Raw genomic sequence first — 17,655 nt, forward strand, 5'->3', positions numbered from 1 at the left:
ACGTTGAAACGGTCCCGTGACAAGGCGGCGTCCGAGCTGTTCGCCGCCCTCTACCCGAGCCTCGCAGGCTGGTGCCGCCGTCTCGTCGACGACGATGAGACGGCCCACGAGATCACCTCGGAGGCGTTCACCCGTCTCTGGGCCCGCTGGACTTCCGTGGAGGAGCCCCGCGGCTTTCTCTACGTCACCGCGGCCAACCTCGTCCGGGACCACTGGCGCAAGCTGGAGCGCGAACGCAAGGCCATGCGCCGCATCACCACGGAAGCCGCTCTCCGCCCCCACACCGAACAGACCGATCCGTCGGTACGCCTGCTCGTGCAGTCGCTGCCGGAACGGCTGCGCGTCCCGATCCTGCTGCACTATTACGCTGACATGCCGATCCGGGAGGTGTCCGTGCTGACCGGACGCAAGGAAGGAACCGTCAAGGCCGACCTCCACGCGGCCCGGGAACTGCTCCGCGTCCACCTGAGGAGAAGCCTTGACCACACGCCTTGACGACGGCACGGAGCCCGAACCCGACGACCTCCTCGCGGTGATCCTGCGCCCGCCCACCGGCCCGCTCGGCCCGCCCCCCGGCCGCTACGCGGCGATCCGCCGCGCCGCGGCCCGCCGCCGTACGCTCCGCGCCGCCGCCGGGATCGGCCTGACCGGCGCGGTCGCCGCCCTCATCGCCCTGCCGCTCCACCTGGCAACGCCCAACGCCCCCGCGTCCCCGAGGCCCCCGCTCACCCCGCCGCCCGCGAACGCCCCCGTCGTGCCACCCACCCCCTCGGCGTCTTCCGGCCCCGCCGAGCAGCGCCCCACCAGGAACCCCCAGCCCAGCGACTCCGCATCCAAGAGCGGACCGACGCCCCCTCGCAGCCGACCGTCGGCCACACCCAGCTCGCCCCGGGCCAACCCCTCGGATGTCCGCCGCGGAACCGTCCTCCCCACCCCCGACCAGTCCCCCCGCCGCTAGTCGCTTCGGGCGGATGGGAGCCTGACCGCGTGAAGGATTCCCCGCAGCACCACCAGGAGCAGTCCGCGTGCCCTGTGCGGGCCGTACACAGCGGCTCATCCGGGCACACAGGCTACCTCGTCACCGGATACGCGGAAGCCAGGCAGGCGCTCGCCGACCCACGCCTGTCGAAGAACACCGCCGCCTTCTTCGCCGACAAAGGCTCCACACGACGGCTGCACCCTGCCCTGACGCAGAACATGCTGGCCAGCGACCCTCCGCACCACACCCGCCTGCGCAGGCTGGTGACCAAGGCGTTCACCACGGGGGCCGTCGCCGCGATGCGTCCGTTCATCGAGCGGGTGACCGATGCCCTTCTGGACGGCTGGCCCACGCATGGCCGGGTCGATGTCATCGCCGACCTGGCCATGCCGCTTCCCGTCACCGTGATCTGCGAGCTGCTCGGAGTACCCGAAGGCGACCGTTCGGACGTCAAGCGCTGGTCCGCCGATCTGTTCGCGGCAGGGCAGCCCGAACTCATCGACGCCGCCTCGCACGCGATGGCCGCGTACATGGCGGGCCTCATCGCCGAAAAACGAGATCGCTCGGGCGACACGCTTCTGGACGACCTCATCCGGGCCCGTGACGGCGAAGACCGGCTCAGCGAGGAGGAGTTGGTGTCCCTCGCCGTTCTCCTCCTCGTCGCCGGGCACGAAACCACCACCAACTTCATCGGCAGCGCGCTCCTCGCGCTCCTGCGGCAGCCCGACGAGCTGGAACGGTTGCGCCACGCGCCGGACCTCGTACCAGGCGCACTGGACGAACTGCTGCGCCACAGCTCCCCCGTCAGCACCGCCACGTTCCGGTACGCCACGGAGACCCTCACCCTCGGCGGCACCGAGATCCCCGCCGACGCTCCGGTACAGGTGGCCATCGGAGCCGCCAACCACGATCCCGCCCGTTTCCCCGCACCCGGTCAGCTCGACCTCGCACGGGACGCCACCGGACACCTCGGCTTCGGCCATGGCATCCACCGGTGTGTCGGCGCTCCGCTGGCCAGGGCCGAGGCGGAAGTCGCCCTCCGGAAAGTCCTCACCCGCTTTCCGGACCTCCGGCAAGCGGTGGACCCGGAAGAACTGGTCTGGCGTCCGACCCGCCTGGTTCGCGGCCTGCTGACGCTCCCTGTTCTCGTCTAGGCCGACAGCGGCATCGCGGCCTAGCGCGCCACGCGGTGGCGGAGGTAGACAACTTTCGAGCCGAAGGTGCGGGTCTCGACGAGTTCGAGATCCACCCGGCGCTCGTGCCGGGGAAAGAACGGAATGCCACCGCCGATCAGCACCGGGTAGACCATGGCCCGGTACTCGTCGATCAGGCCCGACGCGGCCGCCTCGGCGGCGAGCGTCGCGCCGCCGATCGCGATGTCGCCCTCCCCCGGTTCGGCCCGCAACCGCTCGATCTCCTCCGCCAGGCTCCCGGAGGCCAGGCGGGCAGTGCCCTGCACAGCCGACAGCGTGGTGGAGAACACCACCTTGGGCAGCGGCTTCCAGAGCGCTGTCCATTCGAGCTCGGAGTCGCCGAGCGAGGGATCCTGGTCGGCGGTCTCCCAGTACAGCATCGTCTCGTACAGCCGTCGCCCCAGCAGGTGGACGCCGACCTCTCGGATCTCGTCGATCCAGAAGCGGAAGACCTCCTCGTCGGGCACCGTCCAGTCGATGCCGCCGTCCGGCCCGACGATGTAGCCGTCGAGTGAGACGCTCATCGAATACGTCACGCCGCGCATCAGAAGTCCTCCTCGGTGACGGGTTCGACGTTACGACCGCCGCACGCACCGGAACTCATCGCCGCTCGCGGGATTCCCTCAGCTCTCCCCGACCAGCTGCTCGAACAGGTCCGTGCTGTCCGCCCACTGGTCGACGCCTCCCACCAGCGGCAACTCCCGGAGTTCTGGATCCGTGACCGTCCGGGCGAGTGCGTGCGCGAAGCGCTCGGCGTGCAGGACCAGGAAGGGGCGCGCGTGGTAGCGCCGTCGCTCGGGGTCGACCGGGGTGGTGAGGCCGGACGCGTTCTGAAGCGACGCGACGGCCTCGTAGGCGTCGCACAGGTGCGCTTCCCGGGCAGGGTAGTCCGTCGCCGCCAGTGCACCGCGCAGGGACGGGGCGAGCGACTCGGCCACCGGCTGTCGGCCGAACGCGCTGCCGAGCCACTTGCCGTACGGGGCGTATCGGCGGTCCAGCAGCAGGCACAGCCGCATCAGGTCCCGGACCAGACGACCGGCCACGACGGCTGATCCGATGTCGTCCCCGACCTCCGCGCAACGCCCCACGAACGCCTCTTCCCGCGAGATCCGCTGCCATTGGCACGCCAGCAGGTACCGCCACACCTGGTCCGGGTACCACGCCAGGCTGTCCCGCACGGCGGTGAGGGCGCCGAACCCGTCGTGGAAGACCGCGCCCCCCGTGGTCTCGGCGAGCCGTTGCTGCGGCATCGCCAGCCATTCCTGAACGCTCGGCGGTGCGTCGGCCGACCGCAGTCCGAGCTGTCCGGTCAGCCACCCGTCCACGTCGTACACATCCACGCGGTGGTTGACCGGTCCCTCGGTCGGCCGCATACGCCCGACCGGATCCAGCGGATCGTCGCTCTCCTGGAAGTGGGTGGGCCAGCCCCGCACCCGCTTCGGCAGCCGCTCCCCCAGGAGCCGATGGATGTCCGCGCCGTACCGGGCATGATCCGTGGCCGTCAGGAACACCTGCAGCCGCGGACCCCACTCGTGATCCGCGGACCGCGGCGTGTCGAAGCCCAGCACCTCGGAGCCGCTGCCGACCCGAGCGGCCGCGTACGGCAATTCCGGAAAGGCGCTGTGGAGGATCGGCCGCACCGCCTCCTCATACAAGATCTTGGACAGCTCGATGCCGGGCATGAACCTGCCGCCGGAGATCGCCATCAGCCCACTGTGCCGGTGCCCGCTGACCGAAGCCATCTGTTTTACGCGCGGTCTCTTTACGCGCGGTCCCGCACGATGATCTTGCCGGTGTCCCGCGGGCGGACCGCGTCGGTGAGGAGGTCCAGCAGGCGATCGGTCTGCTCCTGGGGGGCGCCGTCCGTGATGGCGACGAAGACCCCGACGAGCATCATGGTGACGTCCTCGGGGGCGACGTCCGCGCGGAGGGTGCCCGCCGCGACGCCCTGTTCGAGGATTGTGGCGATCGTAGTGGTCACGCGCTCCCGTGAGGGGGCCGCGATGCGCCCGGAGGCGAAACCGGCGCGCAGCGTCTCCCTCATCCCGCGCTTGGTGGCGACGAACGTGGCGTAGCGGCCCATCCAGGCCCGGAGCGCGACGTCGGCGGGGTGCTGTTCGAGCAGGGTGGGGACACTCGCGGTGACGTCCTCCAGCTCGGCGGCGTAGACCGCGTCGACGAGGTCCTCGCGGGTGGGGAAGTGGCGGTACAGGGTCCCGATTCCGACTCCGGCCCGGCGGGCGATGGCCTCCAGCGCGACCGGGCCGTCGGCGGCCGCGAAGGCGGCCTGGGCGGTGGCGATGAGCTTTTCGCGGTTGCGCCGCGCATCGCGGCGGACCGGCTGTCCGGCGGTGCCGGGCGAGCCTGCGGGGCCGCGGGGCGGCGGCGTTTCGGACCGATTCAAAACGGAGGCACCTCCGGTAGTGCTACGGTGGACGTAACGGAGGTTCCTCCGTTTCACTCATCTTCTCACGGGAGCAGGTAGTTCATGACGCCCGAAAACACCCCCACCTCCGAGGCCGCCCCTGCCGGGACCGTGCGCCCGGGTGGCCCCGGCCCGATGGCCGGTCGCACCGTCTCGCGCGTCGGGTACGGCGCGATGCAGCTGGCCCGCCTGCACGGGGACCGCCGCGCCGCCGTCGCCCTGCTGCGCCACGCGTTCGACCTCGGCGTCGACCACGTGGACACCGCCCAGTTCTACGGCGACGGCTTCGTCAACGACGTCATCCGCGAGGCGCTCCGCCCCCAGGACGACGGCGTCCTGGTCGTCAGCAAGGTCGGCGCCGCCTCCGACCCCGGCGGCCCGCACCCGCTGCGTCTGGCGCAGCGGCCCGAGGAGCTGCGGACCGGTGTCGAGGAGAACCTCGCCACGCTTGGGCTGGAGCGGATCCCGGTGGTGAACCTCCGCCGCCCCGACAGCGGGATCACGGTCCCCTACCCGGACGATCAGGTGGTCGACCTCGACGACCAGCTCGCGGAGCTGATAGCCCTGCGCGGCGAAGGCAAGATCGGTGAGATCGGGCTGAGCAGCGTGACCCTCGACGGACTGCGCCGGGCCCTCCCGGCGGGCATCGTCTGCGTGCAGAACGCCCACAGCCTCGTGGCGCGCGACGACGAGGACATGCTCCGGCTCTGCGGGGACGAGCGGATCGCCTGGGTGCCCTACTTCCCCCTCGGCGGCGCGCTCCCGGGACTTCCCAAGGTGACCGACGAGCCGACCGTGCTCGCCACCGCCCGTAACCTGGGATGCACCCCGGCACAGGTCGGACTGGCCTGGCTGCTGCACCACGCCCCCCATGTGCTGCTCATCCCGGGCACCGCCGACGCTCGCCATCTCGAAGCGAACCTGGCGGCGGGCGCGCTCGCCCTCGACGAGGAGACCCTCGCCGCGCTCGACGCGGTCCCGTCGCACTCGTACACCACCCCGCGCCACTGACGGAGGACACAGGGGGCATAGCAGAGCGTTCCGGCTGGTCGCAGACGGTTTGCCCGCATACTGAAGTTCTCGGCCAGCACCCCTTGACGCTGGAGTTGCCGAAAACTACTTTTCTGGTTCACGGAATTGTATTTCCGTCTTACGGAAACACTCAGTCGCCTACTCGGTTTGACCCGTGAACAAACGGAAGATTGGGGGCAGCTCGATGACTGCCGTGGAAGACCGGTCGTCCCAGGGCACCACCAGCACCACCAACGCCGCCAGTTCGGGCCTGTACACCTATGACCTCGCCCCTACGAAGAAGGAGGGGCGCCGCTGGGGCGCCTACAACGTCTTCACCCTCTGGGCCAACGACGCGCACAGCCTCGGGAACTACGCCTTCGCCTTCGGCCTCTTCGCGCTCGGCCTGAACGTGTGGGGGATCCTGCTGTCCTTCGCGCTCGCGTCCGTGCTGCTGTTCCTGCTGCTGACGCTCTCCGGCTACATGGGCCACAAGACGGGCGTGCCCTTCCCCGTCATGAGCCGCATCGCCTTCGGCATCAAGGGGGCGAAGATCCCGGCGGCCGTCCGAGGCATCGTCGCCATCGCCTGGTTCGGCATCCAGACCTACCTCGCGGCCTCGGTGCTGAAGTCCCTGATCCTGGCGATGGCTCCCGGTCTGCGGGGGCTGGACTCCCACTCCGCGCTCGGCCTCTCCGCCCTCGGCTGGATCACCTTCCTGGCGCTGTGGGTGCTGCAAGTAGCCATCGTCAGCTACGGGATGCAGGTCATCCGCCGGTACATGGCCTTCGCCGCGCCCACCACCCTGATCACCATGTGCGCGCTCGCGGTGTGGATGTTCGTGCGCGCCGACGGCTCCATCGCGCTGTCCACCAACGACCCGCTCACCGGCGGCGCGATGTGGCTGCAGATCCTGCAGGGTGCCGCGCTGTGGGTGGTGATCTACGGGACGTTCGTGCTGAACTTCTGCGACTTCACCCGGTCCGCCAAGAGCCGCAAGGCCATCGTGTGGGGCAACGTCATCGGCATCCCGGTGAACATGCTGTTCTTCGCCCTCATCGCCGTGGTCCTCAGCGGTGCGCAGTTCAAGCTCGGCGGGCACGTCATCACCAGCCCCACGGACATCGTCCGGACGATCCCGAACATGTTCCTGCTCGCGGCCGCTTCCCTCGCCCTCGTCGCGCTGACGATCGCGGTGAACCTGCTCGCCAACTTCGTCGCGCCCATCTACGCCCTGGTCGACCTCTTCCCGCAGCGGCTGAACTTCCGGCGAGCCGGTCTGGTGAGCGCCTCCATCGGGCTGGTGATCCTGCCCTGGAACCTCTACAACAACCCGGTGGTGGTCAACTACTTCCTGGGCGGGCTCGGCGCCCTGCTCGGGCCGCTGTTCGGCGTGATCATGGCCGACTACTGGCTGCTGCGGAAGTCGTGGGTCAACGTCCCGGACCTCTACTCCGACGAACCGGGGGGCGACTACCACTACCGCCACGGCTACAACCCCCGCGCCGTCGCCGCCTTCATCCCCGCCGCCACCATCGCGGTCGTGACGGCCCTCGTGCCCACCTTCCATGCCGTCGCCGGGTTCTCCTGGTTCATCGGGGCGTTCGTCGGCGCGCTGGTGTACGCGGTGATCGCGGACCGCACCCGGCCGTACAAGAACGTCGACGGCGAGGCCATCGCCGTCGCGGCCGAATGAGCCGACCCGTCGGCATACGTCACAGCACTAGCGTCCGCACTCGCCCGGGAGAGCACCGTCCATGCGCATCCTCGTCGTGAACGTCAACACCACCGCCTCCATGACCGAGTCGATCGGCCGACAGGCTGCCGACGTGGCGTCACCCGGCACCGAGATCATCCCGCTCACCCCCTCCTTCGGGGCAGAGTCCGTCGAGGGCAACTACGAGAGCTACCTCGCCGCGATCGCCGTCATGGAGACCGTACGCGCCCACCCGGAGCCGTTCGACGCCGTCATCCAGGCGGGCTACGGCGAACACGGCCGGGAGGGGCTGCAGGAGCTGCTGGACGTACCCGTCGTGGACATCACCGAGGCGGCGGCGAGCACCGCCCAGTTCCTCGGCCGCGCCTACTCCGTCGTCACCACCCTCGACCGCACCGTCCCGCTGATCGAGGACCGGTTGCACACGGCCGGTCTCGCCGCCCGGTGCGCCTCGGTGCGGGCCAGTGGACTGGCCGTCCTCGATCTGGAGCGGGACGAGAAGGCCGCCGTCGAGGCCATCGTCGGCGAGGCCGTCCGCGCGGTGGAGGACGACCGCGCGGAAGTGATCTGTCTCGGTTGCGGGGGCATGTCCGGGCTGACGGAACGCGTGGTCGAACGTACCGGCGTTCCGGTCGTCGACGGCGTGTCGGCCGCCGTGACGATCGCCGAGTCCCTCGTCCGGCTGGGGCTGACGACCTCGAAGGTGCGTACGTACGCCCCACCGCGCCCCAAGTCCTTCACGAACTGGCCCCCGCGGCTCGGCTGACCGCCGCCCAGGGGACTCAGGAACACCCAGGCAGAAGACCCACACTGAAGGAGGGGCGTTTCGTTGCCCGACATACAGCTCGTACTGCGCTCGACCCGCGTCATCACCCCCGAGGGCACGCGCCCGGCGTCCGTGACCGTCGCGAACGGCCGGATCGTGGACGTTCTCCCGCACCACGCCGAAGTACCGGCAGGAGCCCGGCTGGTGGACGTGGGTGACGACGCCGTGCTGCCCGGCCTGGTCGACACGCACGTGCACGTCAACGACCCGGGGCGCAGCCACTGGGAGGGCTTCTTCACGGCCACGCGGGCGGCGGCCGCGGGTGGCATCACGACGCTCGTCGACATGCCGCTCAACTCGCTGCCGCCCACCACCACCGTGAAGCACCTGCGCGTCAAGCAGATGGTGGCGCGCTCCAAGGCGCACATCGACACCGGCTTCTGGGGTGGCGCGATCCCGGGGAACGTCGGCGACCTGCGGCCGCTGCACGAGGCCGGTGTCTTCGGCTTCAAGTGCTTCCTCTCACCCTCCGGCGTCGAGGAGTTCCCCGAGCTGGACCCGGACCAGCTGGCCGAGGCCATCGCCGAGATCGCCTCGTTCGACGGGCAGCTCATCGTGCACGCCGAGGACCCCGGCCACCTGGCCTCCGCCCCGCAGCAGGGTGGCCCCGCCTACGCCGACTTCCTCGCCTCCCGCCCCCGTGCGGCCGAGAACGACGCCATCGCACTCCTGATCAAGCTGGCCCGCGAGCACGGTGCCCGCGTCCATGTGCTGCACCTGTCCTCCAGCGAGGCACTGCCGATGATCGCCGAGGCCCGGCGCGAGGGTGTCCGTATCACCGCGGAGACCTGCCCCCACTTCCTCACCCTCACCGCGGAGGAAGTCCCGGACGGGGCCACCGAGTTCAAGTGCTGCCCGCCCATCCGGGAGCGCGAGAACCAGGACGCCCTGTGGCAGGGCCTGGCCGACGGGACCCTCGACTGCATCGTCTCCGACCATTCGCCCTGTACCACCGACCTCAAGACCGACGACTTCGGCACCGCCTGGGGCGGCATCTCCTCCCTCCAGCTCGGCCTGCCCGCCATCTGGACCGCGGTCCGCGAGCGCGGCCACAGCCTGGAGGACGTCGTGCGCTGGATGTCCACGGCTCCCTCCCGGCTGGCCGGTCTGGACCGCAAGGGCGCCATCGCCCCGGGCCGCGACGCCGACTTCGTGGTCCTCGCCCCCGAGGAGACCTTCACCGTCGACCCGGCCCAGCTCCACCACCGCAACCAGATCACCGCCTACGCCGGAAAGACACTGCACGGCGTCGTCCGCGAGACCTGGCTGCGCGGTGAGCGCATCGCCGAGCACGGGCGCATCACACAGCAGACCGGAAAGCTGATCGAGAGGACCGACGGATAACCGCGACGCCCGGCTGGTATGTCAAGGCACCGCGGCACGTCGGGGAAGCCTGGCCCGGAAGACGGTGTAGCCCGGCCCGCTGGTCAGCGTGATCGTGCCGTCGTGGGCCGCGACCACGGCACGGACGATAGCCAGCCCCAGCCCCGTACCGCCCGCCGCCCGGGACCGTCCGTGGTCGGCGCGCGCGAACCGCTCGAACACCTCGCCCTGGATCTCCTCGGGCACACCGGGACCGTCGTCCGACACCGTCAGCTCCGCCCAGCCCTCGCCGTCCGCCGCGAGCCGTACGGTGACCCGGGTCCCGGCCGGTGTGTGGGTCCGGGCGTTGGCCAGCAGGTTGCCGATCACCTGCTGCAACCGGTGTTCGTCGCCGGTCACCGTGATCGGCTCCTCGGCCAGCTCCATCGTCCAGCGGTGGCCGGGCCCCGCGGCCCGCGCGTCGCCCGTCGCGTCCAGCACGAGCCGGGTCAGATCCACCGGCCGGCGGGCCAGCGGGCGCCCCGCGTCGAGCCGGGCGAGCAGCAGCAGATCGTCGACGAGGGTGGACATCCGCTCCGACTCGGCCTGGATCCGCTCCAGAGCGCGGCGCACCTCGTCGGGGACCGGCCCCGGGTGGCGCAGCGCCAGCTCGGCGTGGCCGCGGACGGAGGCCACCGGTGTGCGCAGCTCGTGGCTGGCGTCCGCGGAGAAGTGCCGCAGCCGTTCCTCGCTCGCCTGGCGACGGGCCAGCGCGTCCCCGACGTGGCCGAGCATCCGGTTGAGCGCGGTGCCCACCTGGCCCACCTCGGTGCGTGGATCGGTGTCCGGTACCGGCGGAGGCATGGCCACCTCACCGCTGGCGAGCGGCAGCTCGGCCACTTCGGCGGCGGTCGTGGACACCCGCCGCAGCGGCCGGAGCGACAGCCGCACCCACAGCGCCCCGGCCACCCCGGTGACCAGCAGAGCGCTGCCGAAGACCACGGCTTCGACGGTCTCCAGCCGGTGGACGGTCTCCTCCACCGGGCGCAGCGGCAGCCCGGTGATCAGGACGTCGCCGTCGTCCCCTGGGACCGCGACCACCCGGTAGCCGTCGAGCGCGGACAGATGGACGGTGTGTCCCCGGCCGGTGACCGGTAGGTCCGCCAGGACCCGCCGGTCGTCGGCGGTCAGCGGTACGGCGGCGTCCGTCTGGTCACGCACCACCGCCGCGTCCGTCGTCGTGCCGCGCAGCAGCCGGGCCCCGAAGGTGTCCTCCGACTGGCCGCGGGTATCGGGCCGGTTGTCGGCGTCCGGGTGCCGTTCACCGTGCTCCAGGCTGGCCGGGAACCGGCCGCCGGCCGCCGTGAGCTGCTGGTCCAGCCGGCGCACCAGAAACCCCTCCAGGGCGAACACCGTGGTCAGCCCGACCGTCAGGGACGCCACCGCCAGCAGCACCACCAGCCCGGCGGTCAGCCGGGCGCGCAGCGTACGGGGAAGCCACCGGCCTGGCCCTCCGAGGAGCGGCCGCCTCACGGCGCCTCCGCCTTCAGGACGTAGCCGACCCCGCGCACGGTGTGGATCAGCGGCGCCCGCCCCGCGTCGACCTTCTTGCGCAGATAGCTGATGTACAGCTCGACCACATGGGCCTGGCCGCCGAAGTCGTAGCTCCACACCCGGTCCAGGATCTGCGCCTTGGACAGCACCCGGCGGGGGTTGCGCATCAGGAACCGCAGCAGTTCGAACTCGGTACGGGACAGCTCCACGGCCACTCCCCCGCGGGTCACCTCCCGGGCCTGCTCGTCCATCACCAGGTCCCCGACCACCAGCCGGTCGTCGCCGGGCTCCCGGGCCATCCCGGCCCGGCGCAGCAGCCCGCGCAGCCGGGCCAGCACCTCTTCCAGGCTGAACGGCTTGGTCACGTAGTCGTCGCCGCCCGCCGTGATCCCCGCGATCCGGTCCTCCACCGCGTCGCGCGCGGTCAGGAACAGCACGCACACGTCCGGCAGCTCGGCCCGCAGCGCGCGCAGCAGCGTGAGCCCGTCGGTGTCCGGCAGCATCCAGTCGAGCACCACCGCGTCCGGGTGGAACGCCCGCACGGCGGCCAGCGCGGACGCGCCGTCGGCGGCGGTACGGACCTCCCAGCCCTCGTAGCGCAGCGCCCCCGACAGCACCTCGGTCAGATCGGGCTCGTCGTCGACGACGAGGACGCGGACCCGGGCGCCATCGGGCCGCAGCAGAAAGCGGCTGGTGGTGTGCGTATCCATGATGAATCCAGCATCCCTCGCGGCGCACCGTGCCGAGGTCCGCCCTTCCTCTGAGTTTCCTCTGAATCCGAGGCGGTCGGCCCGGTTCATAGGGTCTTCAGAGCTTCGACGGTGACGCTGACCAGGCCGTACACCGAGAGGATCCCCATGACCAGCACGACACCGTCGGCCCCGGCCATGACCCGCCCCTCCCGGTCGGCGCCGCGCCCGCCCAGCCCCGTCCCGGCCCTGGCGCACCTGCTGATCTGGGGCGGGGCCGTCGCCGTCCTGGCGCTTTGGTGGAGCGACACCGCCTCCGTGGTCGGTGCCACCGGCTGGCTCACCGGCGCCGGACGGATCACCGGGCTACTGGCCGGTTACGCGTGCGCGGTCCTGCTGATGCTGATGGCGCGCGTACCGCTGCTGGACCGTGCCGTCGGCACCGACCGGCTGGCCCGCTGGCACGCCATGGGCGGCCGCTACACAGTCTCCCTCGCGTCCGCCCATGTGCTGCTGATCATCTGGGGATACTCGCTGGAATCGCACACCGGCGTCGTGGAGCAGGCCACCACCCTGGTCCTCCACTATCCGGACCTGCTGAAGGGCACGATCGGCTTTCTGCTGTTCCTGGTCACCGCGATCGTGTCCGCGCGTGCAGTGCGCCGCCGGGTGGCGTACGAGACGTGGCACTTCCTGCACTTCGCCACCTATCTGGCGGTCTTCCTGGTCTTCGGCCACCAGCTCTCCAACGGCGCCGACTTCACCGGCAACCGCCCCGCCCAGCTCGCCTGGTACAGCCTCTACATAGGGGTGGCGGCGCTGCTGGCCTGGTACCGGTTCGCCGTCCCGGTGCGCCGGGCGCTGCGCCACCGGCTGTACGTCGCCGAGGTCCGGCCCGAGGCGCCGGGCATCGTGTCGGTGTATCTGTCGGGCAGCGGGCTGGAGGGGCTGCGCGCCGAGCCCGGCCAGTTCTTCCGCTGGCGGTTCCTGGCGCGGGGCCTGTGGTGGGCGGCCAACCCCTACTCCCTGTCCGCCGCCCCGCACCCGGCGTACCTGCGCATCACCGTCAAGGCGTCCGGCGGCCACAGCACGGCCCTCGCCCGGCTGGCACCCGGCACCCGGGTGCTCGCGGAGGGACCGTACGGGGCCTTCACCGCACGCCGCCGCCGCACCCGCAAAACCCTGCTGCTGGGTGGCGGCGTCGGCATCACCCCGCTGCGGACCCTCTTCGAGACGCTTCCCGGCGAGGTGACCCTGATCTACCGGGCCCGGCGCCCCGAGGACCTGGCCCTGCGCGCCGAACTGGACGCGCTGGCCGCCGCGCGCGGGGCGGCCGTCCACTACGTCGTCGACGAGCCGGCCGCGTACTCCTCACCACTGACCCCGGAGGCATTGCGCGGTCTGGTGCCCGACCTCGCCGAGCGCGACGTCTACCTGTGCGGGCCGCCCGGGATGACCGAGGCCGCGGTCACGGCCCTGCGCGGGGCCGGGGTGCCGCGCAGGCACATCCACCACGAGTCGTTCGCGTTCTGACCCGGATGAACAGGAGCCAGGCCATGCGCAAAGCCGCCATCACCACCGTCTCGACCGTGGCGGGAGTGATCCTGCTGCTGTCGCTCAAACCGCACCAGAACCCTGCCCCGGCCGTGGCGGCGCCGTCACCGGCGTCCCCGTCCAGCACCGGAACCGGCGGCGCCTCCGGCACGTACACCGGCAACGTGATCAATACCTCGTACGGGCCGGTCCAGGTGTCCGTCACGCTCTCGCACGGCAAGATCACCGCCGTCAAGGCGCTCCGGACGCCGTCCGACCGCCCCCGCTCCCAGCAGATCGCCGCCGACGCCGTACCGCAGCTCACCCGTGAGGCGCTGAGCGCCCAGAGCGCGCACATCGACGCGGTGTCCGGCGCCACCTACACCAGCGAGGGGTACACCCGGTCCCTGCAGAGCGCACTGGACAGAGCCGGTGTCTGAGGCAGCCGCCCCCGCGCGCGGGCTGCGCCACGTCGAGCACGCCATGGGCACGGTGTTCTCCTTCGACGTCCGCGACCCGGTCACCCCGTCCGTCCGCCAAGCACTGAAGGAGGCCGTGGCCTGGCTGCACCACGTGGACGAGGTGTTCTCCACCTACCGGACCGACAGCGCGATCAGCCGCCTCGGCCGTGGCGAACCGGTTCCGGAGCGGTACCGGCCCGAGGTGGCCGAGGTGATCGCGCTGTGCGAGGAGGCGGCGTACGCCACCGGCGGCTGGTTCAGCCACACCCCAGGTGGCCGGCTCGACCCGTCCGGAATGGTCAAGGGCTGGGCCATCGAACGAGCCTCGCGGCTCCTGTACGAGGCGGGCGCGCACCATACCTGTGTCAACGGCGGCGGCGACATCCAGACGCGCGGCGAGGCCGCCCCCGGCACACCCTGGCGGATCGGCGTCGCCCACCCCGCCCGCCCCGGAGAGCTGGCGGCCGTGGTCACCGGGCACGAGCTGGCCGTCGCCACCTCGGGGACGGCCGAGCGCGGCCCGCACATCCTGGACCCGCACACCCGCGAGCCCGCCCGCGCCCTCGTCTCGCTCACCCTGACCGGCCACGGCCTCACCCGGACCGACGCCTACGCCACGGCCGCGTTCGCCATGGGCGCCGGGGCCCGCGCCTGGACCGAGGCGCTGGACGGGTACGAGGCACTGGGCGTCACCGCGACGGGCGAGGTCTGGCGCACCCCCGGCTTTCCCGAGGCCGCCGGGGCCGGGATGTGACGGGCGGCGCGCGACGCCTCGGGCGGAGGCACGAGGCCATCGGGCATTCGACGTCCACGACGCCCTCCACGGCATGAGCGAGGCGTATTCCCCGGCCACATGGAGCGATCGCAGGACCCCTCTTGCGTGTTCTATGCCATCCCCCATAAGTTACCGACAGGTAGATCCTGATCGGGAAGGCGGTGGGGGCGGGTGAGCCCGCGGAAAAGTGACAGTCGCGACCGGATGGTCCTCAGCGCCGCCGCCCTGCTGCGCGAGTACGGCGCGAGCGCGACCAGCATCGACCGGGTGCTCGCCCACAGCGGCGCCCCTCGCGGCTCGGTGTATCACCACTTCCCCGGCGGGCGGACGCAGCTCATCGACGAGGCGGTGGCGCTGGCGGGGGACTTCATCGCCGGACTGATCGAGGCCGCCGCGCGGGCCGACGATCCGGTCGAGGCCGTCGACGCGTTCTTCGGGCTGTGGCGCGACCGGCTCACGGAGAGCGGCTTCAGAGCGGGCTGCCCGATCGTGGCGGTGGCCGTGGAGACCAACGACGACGCACCCCGTCTGACCCGCTCCGCGGCCGCCGTCTTCGCCCGCTGGCAGGAGGCCCTCGCGGCCCTGTTCGTCCGGCACGGCCTGCCTGAAGAACGCGGCCGGAGGCTGGGCGCCTTCGTCATCGCCGCGGTCGAAGGCGCGGTGATCATGTGCCGGGCCGAGCAGAGCACCGCCCCGCTCGAAGCAGCCGCCGCCGAGATCCACGACCTGCTCGTCCACGCCCTGCGCGGCCGCCCCGAGGCCGAACCCCGGTCCTGAGCCACCGCAGGGTCACCTACCCAGTTCGAAGGAGCCGTCATGCCCTCGCTCGACCGTCAGGACAACGTCTTCGTCCTCGACCTCGGAGACGGAGAGAACCGCTTCCACCCCGACTGGATCAGCGCCGTCGGCGCCGCACTCGGCGAGGTGGAGAAGGCGGAGGGCCCCCGCGCCCTGGTCACCGCCGCCACGGGCAAGTTCTGGTCCAACGGCCTCGACCTGGACTGGCTGTTCGCCCACGCCGACGAGCACCAGGACTACGTCGTCTCCGTCCACGAGCTGTTCGCGCGGTTGCTGTCGCTGCCGGTCATCACGGTGGCCGCGCTGCAGGGGCACGCCTTCGCCGCCGGGGCGATGTTCTCCCTCGCCCACGACTTCCGCGTGATGCGCGCCGACCGTGGCTTCTGGTGCCTGCCCGAAGCGGACATCAACATCCCCTTCACCCCGGGCATGTCCGCCCTCATCCAGTCCCGGCTGACACCGCAGACCGCGCACGAGGCCATGCTCACCGCCCGCCGCTACGGAGGGTCCGACGCCGCGGCCACCGGCATCGTCGACCAGGCGGTCGCCGAGGACGCCGTGCGTTCCGCCGCCGTCGAGCTGGCCCAGGCGCAGGTGAGCAAGGCAGGCGACACCCTCGGCACCATCAAGGCCCGCATGTACGCCCCGACCCTGGCCACCCTGCGCGACACCACCAACCCGCTCGGCTGACCAGCACCGCACCGCCCTGCCCAACCGCTTCCCCCAAGGAGAACGACCATGACCACCACCGACCTCGCAGCCATGTCCGGCCTGGAGCTGATGCGCTGGGTGCAGACCGAACGCCCCACCGACATACCCTCCATCGGCCGTCTGCTCGGCATGCGCTTCGACGAGGTCGAACACGGCCGCATCGTCGTCTCCCTCGACACCCGCCCCGACTTCGCCAACCCCCTCGGCACCGTCCACGGCGGCATCGCCGCCACCCTCCTCGACTCCGCCATGGCCTGCGCCGTCCACACCACCCTCCCCGCCGGGGCCGGGTACACCACCCTCGAACTCAAGGTCAACTACATCCGCGCCGCCCGCACCGACGGGCAGACGCTCACCGCCGAGGGCACCACGATCCACGTCGGCCGCCGCACCGCCACCGCCGAGGGCAAGGTGCTGGACGAGCAGGGCAACCTCCTCGCCCACGCCACCACCACCTGCCTCATCCTCTAGAACGTCGGCCGCGGCCGACGTTCGGTGGCGCGGGCCGTTCGCGGATTTAATCGGTTGCCCGTTGACGAGGGTGGTGGATGCAATGTCCGGCATGGTCACCCAAGCGCGCCCCACGGGAAGCTCGCCCGTCCGGATCGGCGTGCTCGTTCCGCTCACCCGGCCCGGCTGGGTCGGGGCGGGCCAACACTTGCTCGCCGGGGTCGAGTTGGCCGTACGCGAAGTCAATGACGCGGGCGGGATCGGCGGAAGGCCACTCGAGCTGGTGGTCCGGGACACCGCGGCCGATCCGCGGAGGGCCGTGGCGGCCGTGGACGAGCTGGCCCGTCTGGGCGTGGCGGCCTTGGCGGGTGAGTATCACAGCGTCGTCGCTCGCGCCGTCGCCACCAGGGCCGACGCCCTCGGATGGCCGTTCCTCTGCTCGTCGGCGGTTCTCGACGCGCTCACCGAACAGCCGACAGAATGGGTCGCACGCCTCTCTCCCCCGCAGTCCCGCGGCTGGCAGATCTACACGGACTTCCTCCTCGGCGCGGGGCACCGCCGAATCGCCGTAGCGACCCAGCCGAGCGCCTATTGGGCAGCCGGGGCGCGCGTTCTGCGGGACCGTCTCGCGCCACGCGGCGGCACCCTCACCGAACTCGACACGCGGGCGCTGGCGCCGACGGCCGTGTGCGACGCACTCGTGGACCAGCGCGCGACGGCCCTTCTCCTTCTGGTCGGCCACCCGGAACCGGCGGTGCCGATCGTCAAGGCCGTCCGCCGCGACCAGCGCCTCGCCGAGATCTTGATCGGTGCTCCGGCCGGGCAGCCGGAGTTCGCCGAATGGGCGGCGTCGCTGGGTGCCGACGGCGCCGCGATCCCGTTCCTGCGCTATCTGCCCGGGCGCCTCGGCCCGCTGGGTGTACGCGTCGAGGCGACCCTTCGCGAGCGGCTGGCCGAAGCGCCCTCCTTCGTCGCCTTCGAGGGCTACGACACGGTCGCCGTCCTCGCCGAGGTGCTGCGTTCTCACGGCGTGGACCGGGCGCGCACTGCCGAGTCCTGGCCGCGCGTCGCCGTCGAAGGCACCCGGGGGCGGATCCAGTTCTCCCGCACGCCCGGCATCAGCGTGTGGCAATGGACGTGGGCGCCGGTCCAGGTCGTTGATCGAGATCCGGCGCAACCCGATCGCTTCCGGATCCTTCACACCGGCTGAGAAACGGCCGGATAGCGTTCG

The 17,655-nt window shown here is 71.5% G+C and carries 19 protein-coding genes; 14 read left to right on the forward strand and 5 right to left on the reverse strand.

Annotated features, from left to right (window positions below):
• The first annotated feature begins 3 nt into the window (after window positions 1–3).
• From ACZ59A_RS32680 to ACZ59A_RS32690, 3 genes are read left to right on the forward strand one after another with little or no spacing between them, the layout of a single operon-like run.
• Window positions 4–495: an RNA polymerase sigma factor gene (locus ACZ59A_RS32680; protein ID WP_470966209.1), complete on the forward strand. Its 492-nt coding sequence runs from the start codon at window positions 4–6 to the stop codon at window positions 493–495.
• Window positions 479–958, forward strand: coding sequence for a hypothetical protein (locus ACZ59A_RS32685; RefSeq protein WP_470966212.1), 480 nt, complete (start codon window positions 479–481; stop codon window positions 956–958). Before ACZ59A_RS32680 ends, ACZ59A_RS32685 begins: the two co-directional genes overlap by 17 nt.
• Window positions 959–987: 29 nt before the next feature.
• Window positions 988–2,133 carry a cytochrome P450 family protein gene (locus tag ACZ59A_RS32690; protein ID WP_470966215.1) on the forward strand — a complete coding sequence of 382 codons (1,146 nt, stop codon included), beginning with the start codon at window positions 988–990 and terminating at the stop codon, window positions 2,131–2,133.
• A 20-nt stretch (window positions 2,134–2,153) separates the two neighbouring features.
• Here the strand turns inward: ACZ59A_RS32690 and ACZ59A_RS32695 are convergent, their stop codons facing one another.
• The 3 genes from ACZ59A_RS32695 to ACZ59A_RS32705 form a co-directional block, all read right to left on the reverse strand.
• Window positions 2,154–2,717 (reverse strand): dihydrofolate reductase family protein, encoded by a 564-nt coding sequence (locus tag ACZ59A_RS32695; protein ID WP_470966217.1) that lies wholly within the window; start codon window positions 2,715–2,717, stop codon window positions 2,154–2,156.
• Between the two features lie 78 nt (window positions 2,718–2,795).
• Window positions 2,796–3,878: a DUF4037 domain-containing protein gene (locus ACZ59A_RS32700; protein WP_470966220.1), complete on the reverse strand. Its 1,083-nt coding sequence runs from the start codon at window positions 3,876–3,878 to the stop codon at window positions 2,796–2,798.
• A gap of 56 nt (window positions 3,879–3,934) precedes the next feature.
• Window positions 3,935–4,576, reverse strand: a complete 642-nt coding sequence (locus ACZ59A_RS32705) for a TetR/AcrR family transcriptional regulator (protein ID WP_470966223.1) — start codon at window positions 4,574–4,576, stop codon at window positions 3,935–3,937.
• A gap of 84 nt (window positions 4,577–4,660) precedes the next feature.
• On the opposite strand from ACZ59A_RS32705, the gene ACZ59A_RS32710 reads away from it, so the two are divergent.
• The 4 genes from ACZ59A_RS32710 to allB all read left to right on the forward strand — a co-directional run bounded on the left by ACZ59A_RS32710 (window position 4,661) and on the right by allB (window position 9,495).
• Complete coding sequence (locus ACZ59A_RS32710; protein ID WP_470966226.1) at window positions 4,661–5,608, forward strand: aldo/keto reductase; 948 nt, start codon at window positions 4,661–4,663, stop codon at window positions 5,606–5,608.
• 205 nt (window positions 5,609–5,813) lie between these two features.
• A complete protein-coding gene (locus ACZ59A_RS32715) occupies window positions 5,814–7,304 on the forward strand; it encodes an NCS1 family nucleobase:cation symporter-1 (RefSeq protein ID WP_470966228.1) in 1,491 nt (496 codons plus the stop codon).
• A 61-nt stretch (window positions 7,305–7,365) separates the two neighbouring features.
• Window positions 7,366–8,091 carry an aspartate/glutamate racemase family protein gene (locus tag ACZ59A_RS32720; protein WP_470966230.1) on the forward strand — a complete coding sequence of 242 codons (726 nt, stop codon included), beginning with the start codon at window positions 7,366–7,368 and terminating at the stop codon, window positions 8,089–8,091.
• 63 nt (window positions 8,092–8,154) lie between these two features.
• Window positions 8,155–9,495: an allantoinase AllB gene (allB, locus tag ACZ59A_RS32725; RefSeq protein WP_470966233.1), complete on the forward strand. Its 1,341-nt coding sequence runs from the start codon at window positions 8,155–8,157 to the stop codon at window positions 9,493–9,495.
• Between the two features lie 21 nt (window positions 9,496–9,516).
• On the opposite strand, the gene ACZ59A_RS32730 is transcribed toward allB, so the two are convergent.
• Both ACZ59A_RS32730 and ACZ59A_RS32735 read right to left on the reverse strand, forming a co-directional pair.
• Window positions 9,517–10,986: a sensor histidine kinase gene (locus ACZ59A_RS32730; protein WP_470966236.1), complete on the reverse strand. Its 1,470-nt coding sequence runs from the start codon at window positions 10,984–10,986 to the stop codon at window positions 9,517–9,519.
• On the reverse strand, window positions 10,983–11,717 hold the full coding sequence (locus ACZ59A_RS32735; RefSeq protein ID WP_470966239.1) for a response regulator transcription factor: 735 nt from the start codon (window positions 11,715–11,717) through the stop codon (window positions 10,983–10,985). Before ACZ59A_RS32735 ends, ACZ59A_RS32730 begins: the two co-directional genes overlap by 4 nt.
• 147 nt (window positions 11,718–11,864) lie before the next feature.
• Here ACZ59A_RS32735 and ACZ59A_RS32740 point away from each other — a divergent pair, with 147 nt between their 5' ends.
• The 7 genes from ACZ59A_RS32740 (at window position 11,865) to ACZ59A_RS32770 (ending at window position 17,634) form a co-directional block, all read left to right on the forward strand.
• Window positions 11,865–13,229 (forward strand): ferredoxin reductase family protein, encoded by a 1,365-nt coding sequence (locus ACZ59A_RS32740; protein WP_470966242.1) that lies wholly within the window; start codon window positions 11,865–11,867, stop codon window positions 13,227–13,229.
• Between the two features lie 23 nt (window positions 13,230–13,252).
• Window positions 13,253–13,669 (forward strand): FMN-binding protein, encoded by a 417-nt coding sequence (locus tag ACZ59A_RS32745; protein ID WP_470966244.1) that lies wholly within the window; start codon window positions 13,253–13,255, stop codon window positions 13,667–13,669.
• Window positions 13,670–13,712: 43 nt separating this feature from the next.
• A complete protein-coding gene (locus tag ACZ59A_RS32750; protein WP_470966537.1) occupies window positions 13,713–14,444 on the forward strand; it encodes an FAD:protein FMN transferase in 732 nt (243 codons plus the stop codon).
• 225 nt (window positions 14,445–14,669) lie between these two features.
• The gene (locus ACZ59A_RS32755; protein ID WP_470966247.1) at window positions 14,670–15,242 is read left to right on the forward strand and encodes a TetR/AcrR family transcriptional regulator; all 573 of its coding nucleotides are present in this window, start codon (window positions 14,670–14,672) and stop codon (window positions 15,240–15,242) included.
• 39 nt (window positions 15,243–15,281) lie between these two features.
• A complete protein-coding gene (locus ACZ59A_RS32760) occupies window positions 15,282–15,953 on the forward strand; it encodes an enoyl-CoA hydratase-related protein (RefSeq protein ID WP_470966250.1) in 672 nt (223 codons plus the stop codon).
• A gap of 48 nt (window positions 15,954–16,001) precedes the next feature.
• Window positions 16,002–16,445 carry a PaaI family thioesterase gene (locus tag ACZ59A_RS32765; RefSeq protein WP_470966252.1) on the forward strand — a complete coding sequence of 148 codons (444 nt, stop codon included), beginning with the start codon at window positions 16,002–16,004 and terminating at the stop codon, window positions 16,443–16,445.
• A gap of 91 nt (window positions 16,446–16,536) precedes the next feature.
• Entirely contained in the window at window positions 16,537–17,634 is a 1,098-nt protein-coding gene (locus ACZ59A_RS32770) for an ABC transporter substrate-binding protein (protein ID WP_470966255.1), read from the forward strand.
• The last annotated feature ends 21 nt before the right edge of the window (window positions 17,635–17,655 follow it).

Source organism: Streptomyces sp. NPDC040405 (assembly GCF_055595765.1).

Excerpts from the sequence above, each read along its gene's own strand:
- ACZ59A_RS32695 (WP_470966217.1), bottom strand. The coding sequence starts at position 2,717 with ATGCGCGGCGTGACGTATTCGATGAGCGTCTCACTCGACGGCTACATC.
- ACZ59A_RS32700 (WP_470966220.1), bottom strand. The coding sequence starts at position 3,878 with ATGGCGATCTCCGGCGGCAGGTTCATGCCCGGCATCGAGCTGTCCAAG.
- ACZ59A_RS32710 (WP_470966226.1), top strand. The coding sequence starts at position 4,661 with ATGACGCCCGAAAACACCCCCACCTCCGAGGCCGCCCCTGCCGGGACC.
- ACZ59A_RS32715 (WP_470966228.1), top strand. The coding sequence starts at position 5,814 with ATGACTGCCGTGGAAGACCGGTCGTCCCAGGGCACCACCAGCACCACC.
- ACZ59A_RS32720 (WP_470966230.1), top strand. The coding sequence starts at position 7,366 with ATGCGCATCCTCGTCGTGAACGTCAACACCACCGCCTCCATGACCGAG.
- ACZ59A_RS32735 (WP_470966239.1), bottom strand. The coding sequence starts at position 11,717 with ATGGATACGCACACCACCAGCCGCTTTCTGCTGCGGCCCGATGGCGCC.
- ACZ59A_RS32740 (WP_470966242.1), top strand. The coding sequence starts at position 11,865 with ATGACCAGCACGACACCGTCGGCCCCGGCCATGACCCGCCCCTCCCGG.
- ACZ59A_RS32745 (WP_470966244.1), top strand. The coding sequence starts at position 13,253 with ATGCGCAAAGCCGCCATCACCACCGTCTCGACCGTGGCGGGAGTGATC.
- ACZ59A_RS32750 (WP_470966537.1), top strand. The coding sequence starts at position 13,713 with ATGGGCACGGTGTTCTCCTTCGACGTCCGCGACCCGGTCACCCCGTCC.
- ACZ59A_RS32755 (WP_470966247.1), top strand. The coding sequence starts at position 14,670 with ATGGTCCTCAGCGCCGCCGCCCTGCTGCGCGAGTACGGCGCGAGCGCG.
- ACZ59A_RS32760 (WP_470966250.1), top strand. The coding sequence starts at position 15,282 with ATGCCCTCGCTCGACCGTCAGGACAACGTCTTCGTCCTCGACCTCGGA.
- ACZ59A_RS32765 (WP_470966252.1), top strand. The coding sequence starts at position 16,002 with ATGACCACCACCGACCTCGCAGCCATGTCCGGCCTGGAGCTGATGCGC.
- ACZ59A_RS32770 (WP_470966255.1), top strand. The coding sequence starts at position 16,537 with ATGGTCACCCAAGCGCGCCCCACGGGAAGCTCGCCCGTCCGGATCGGC.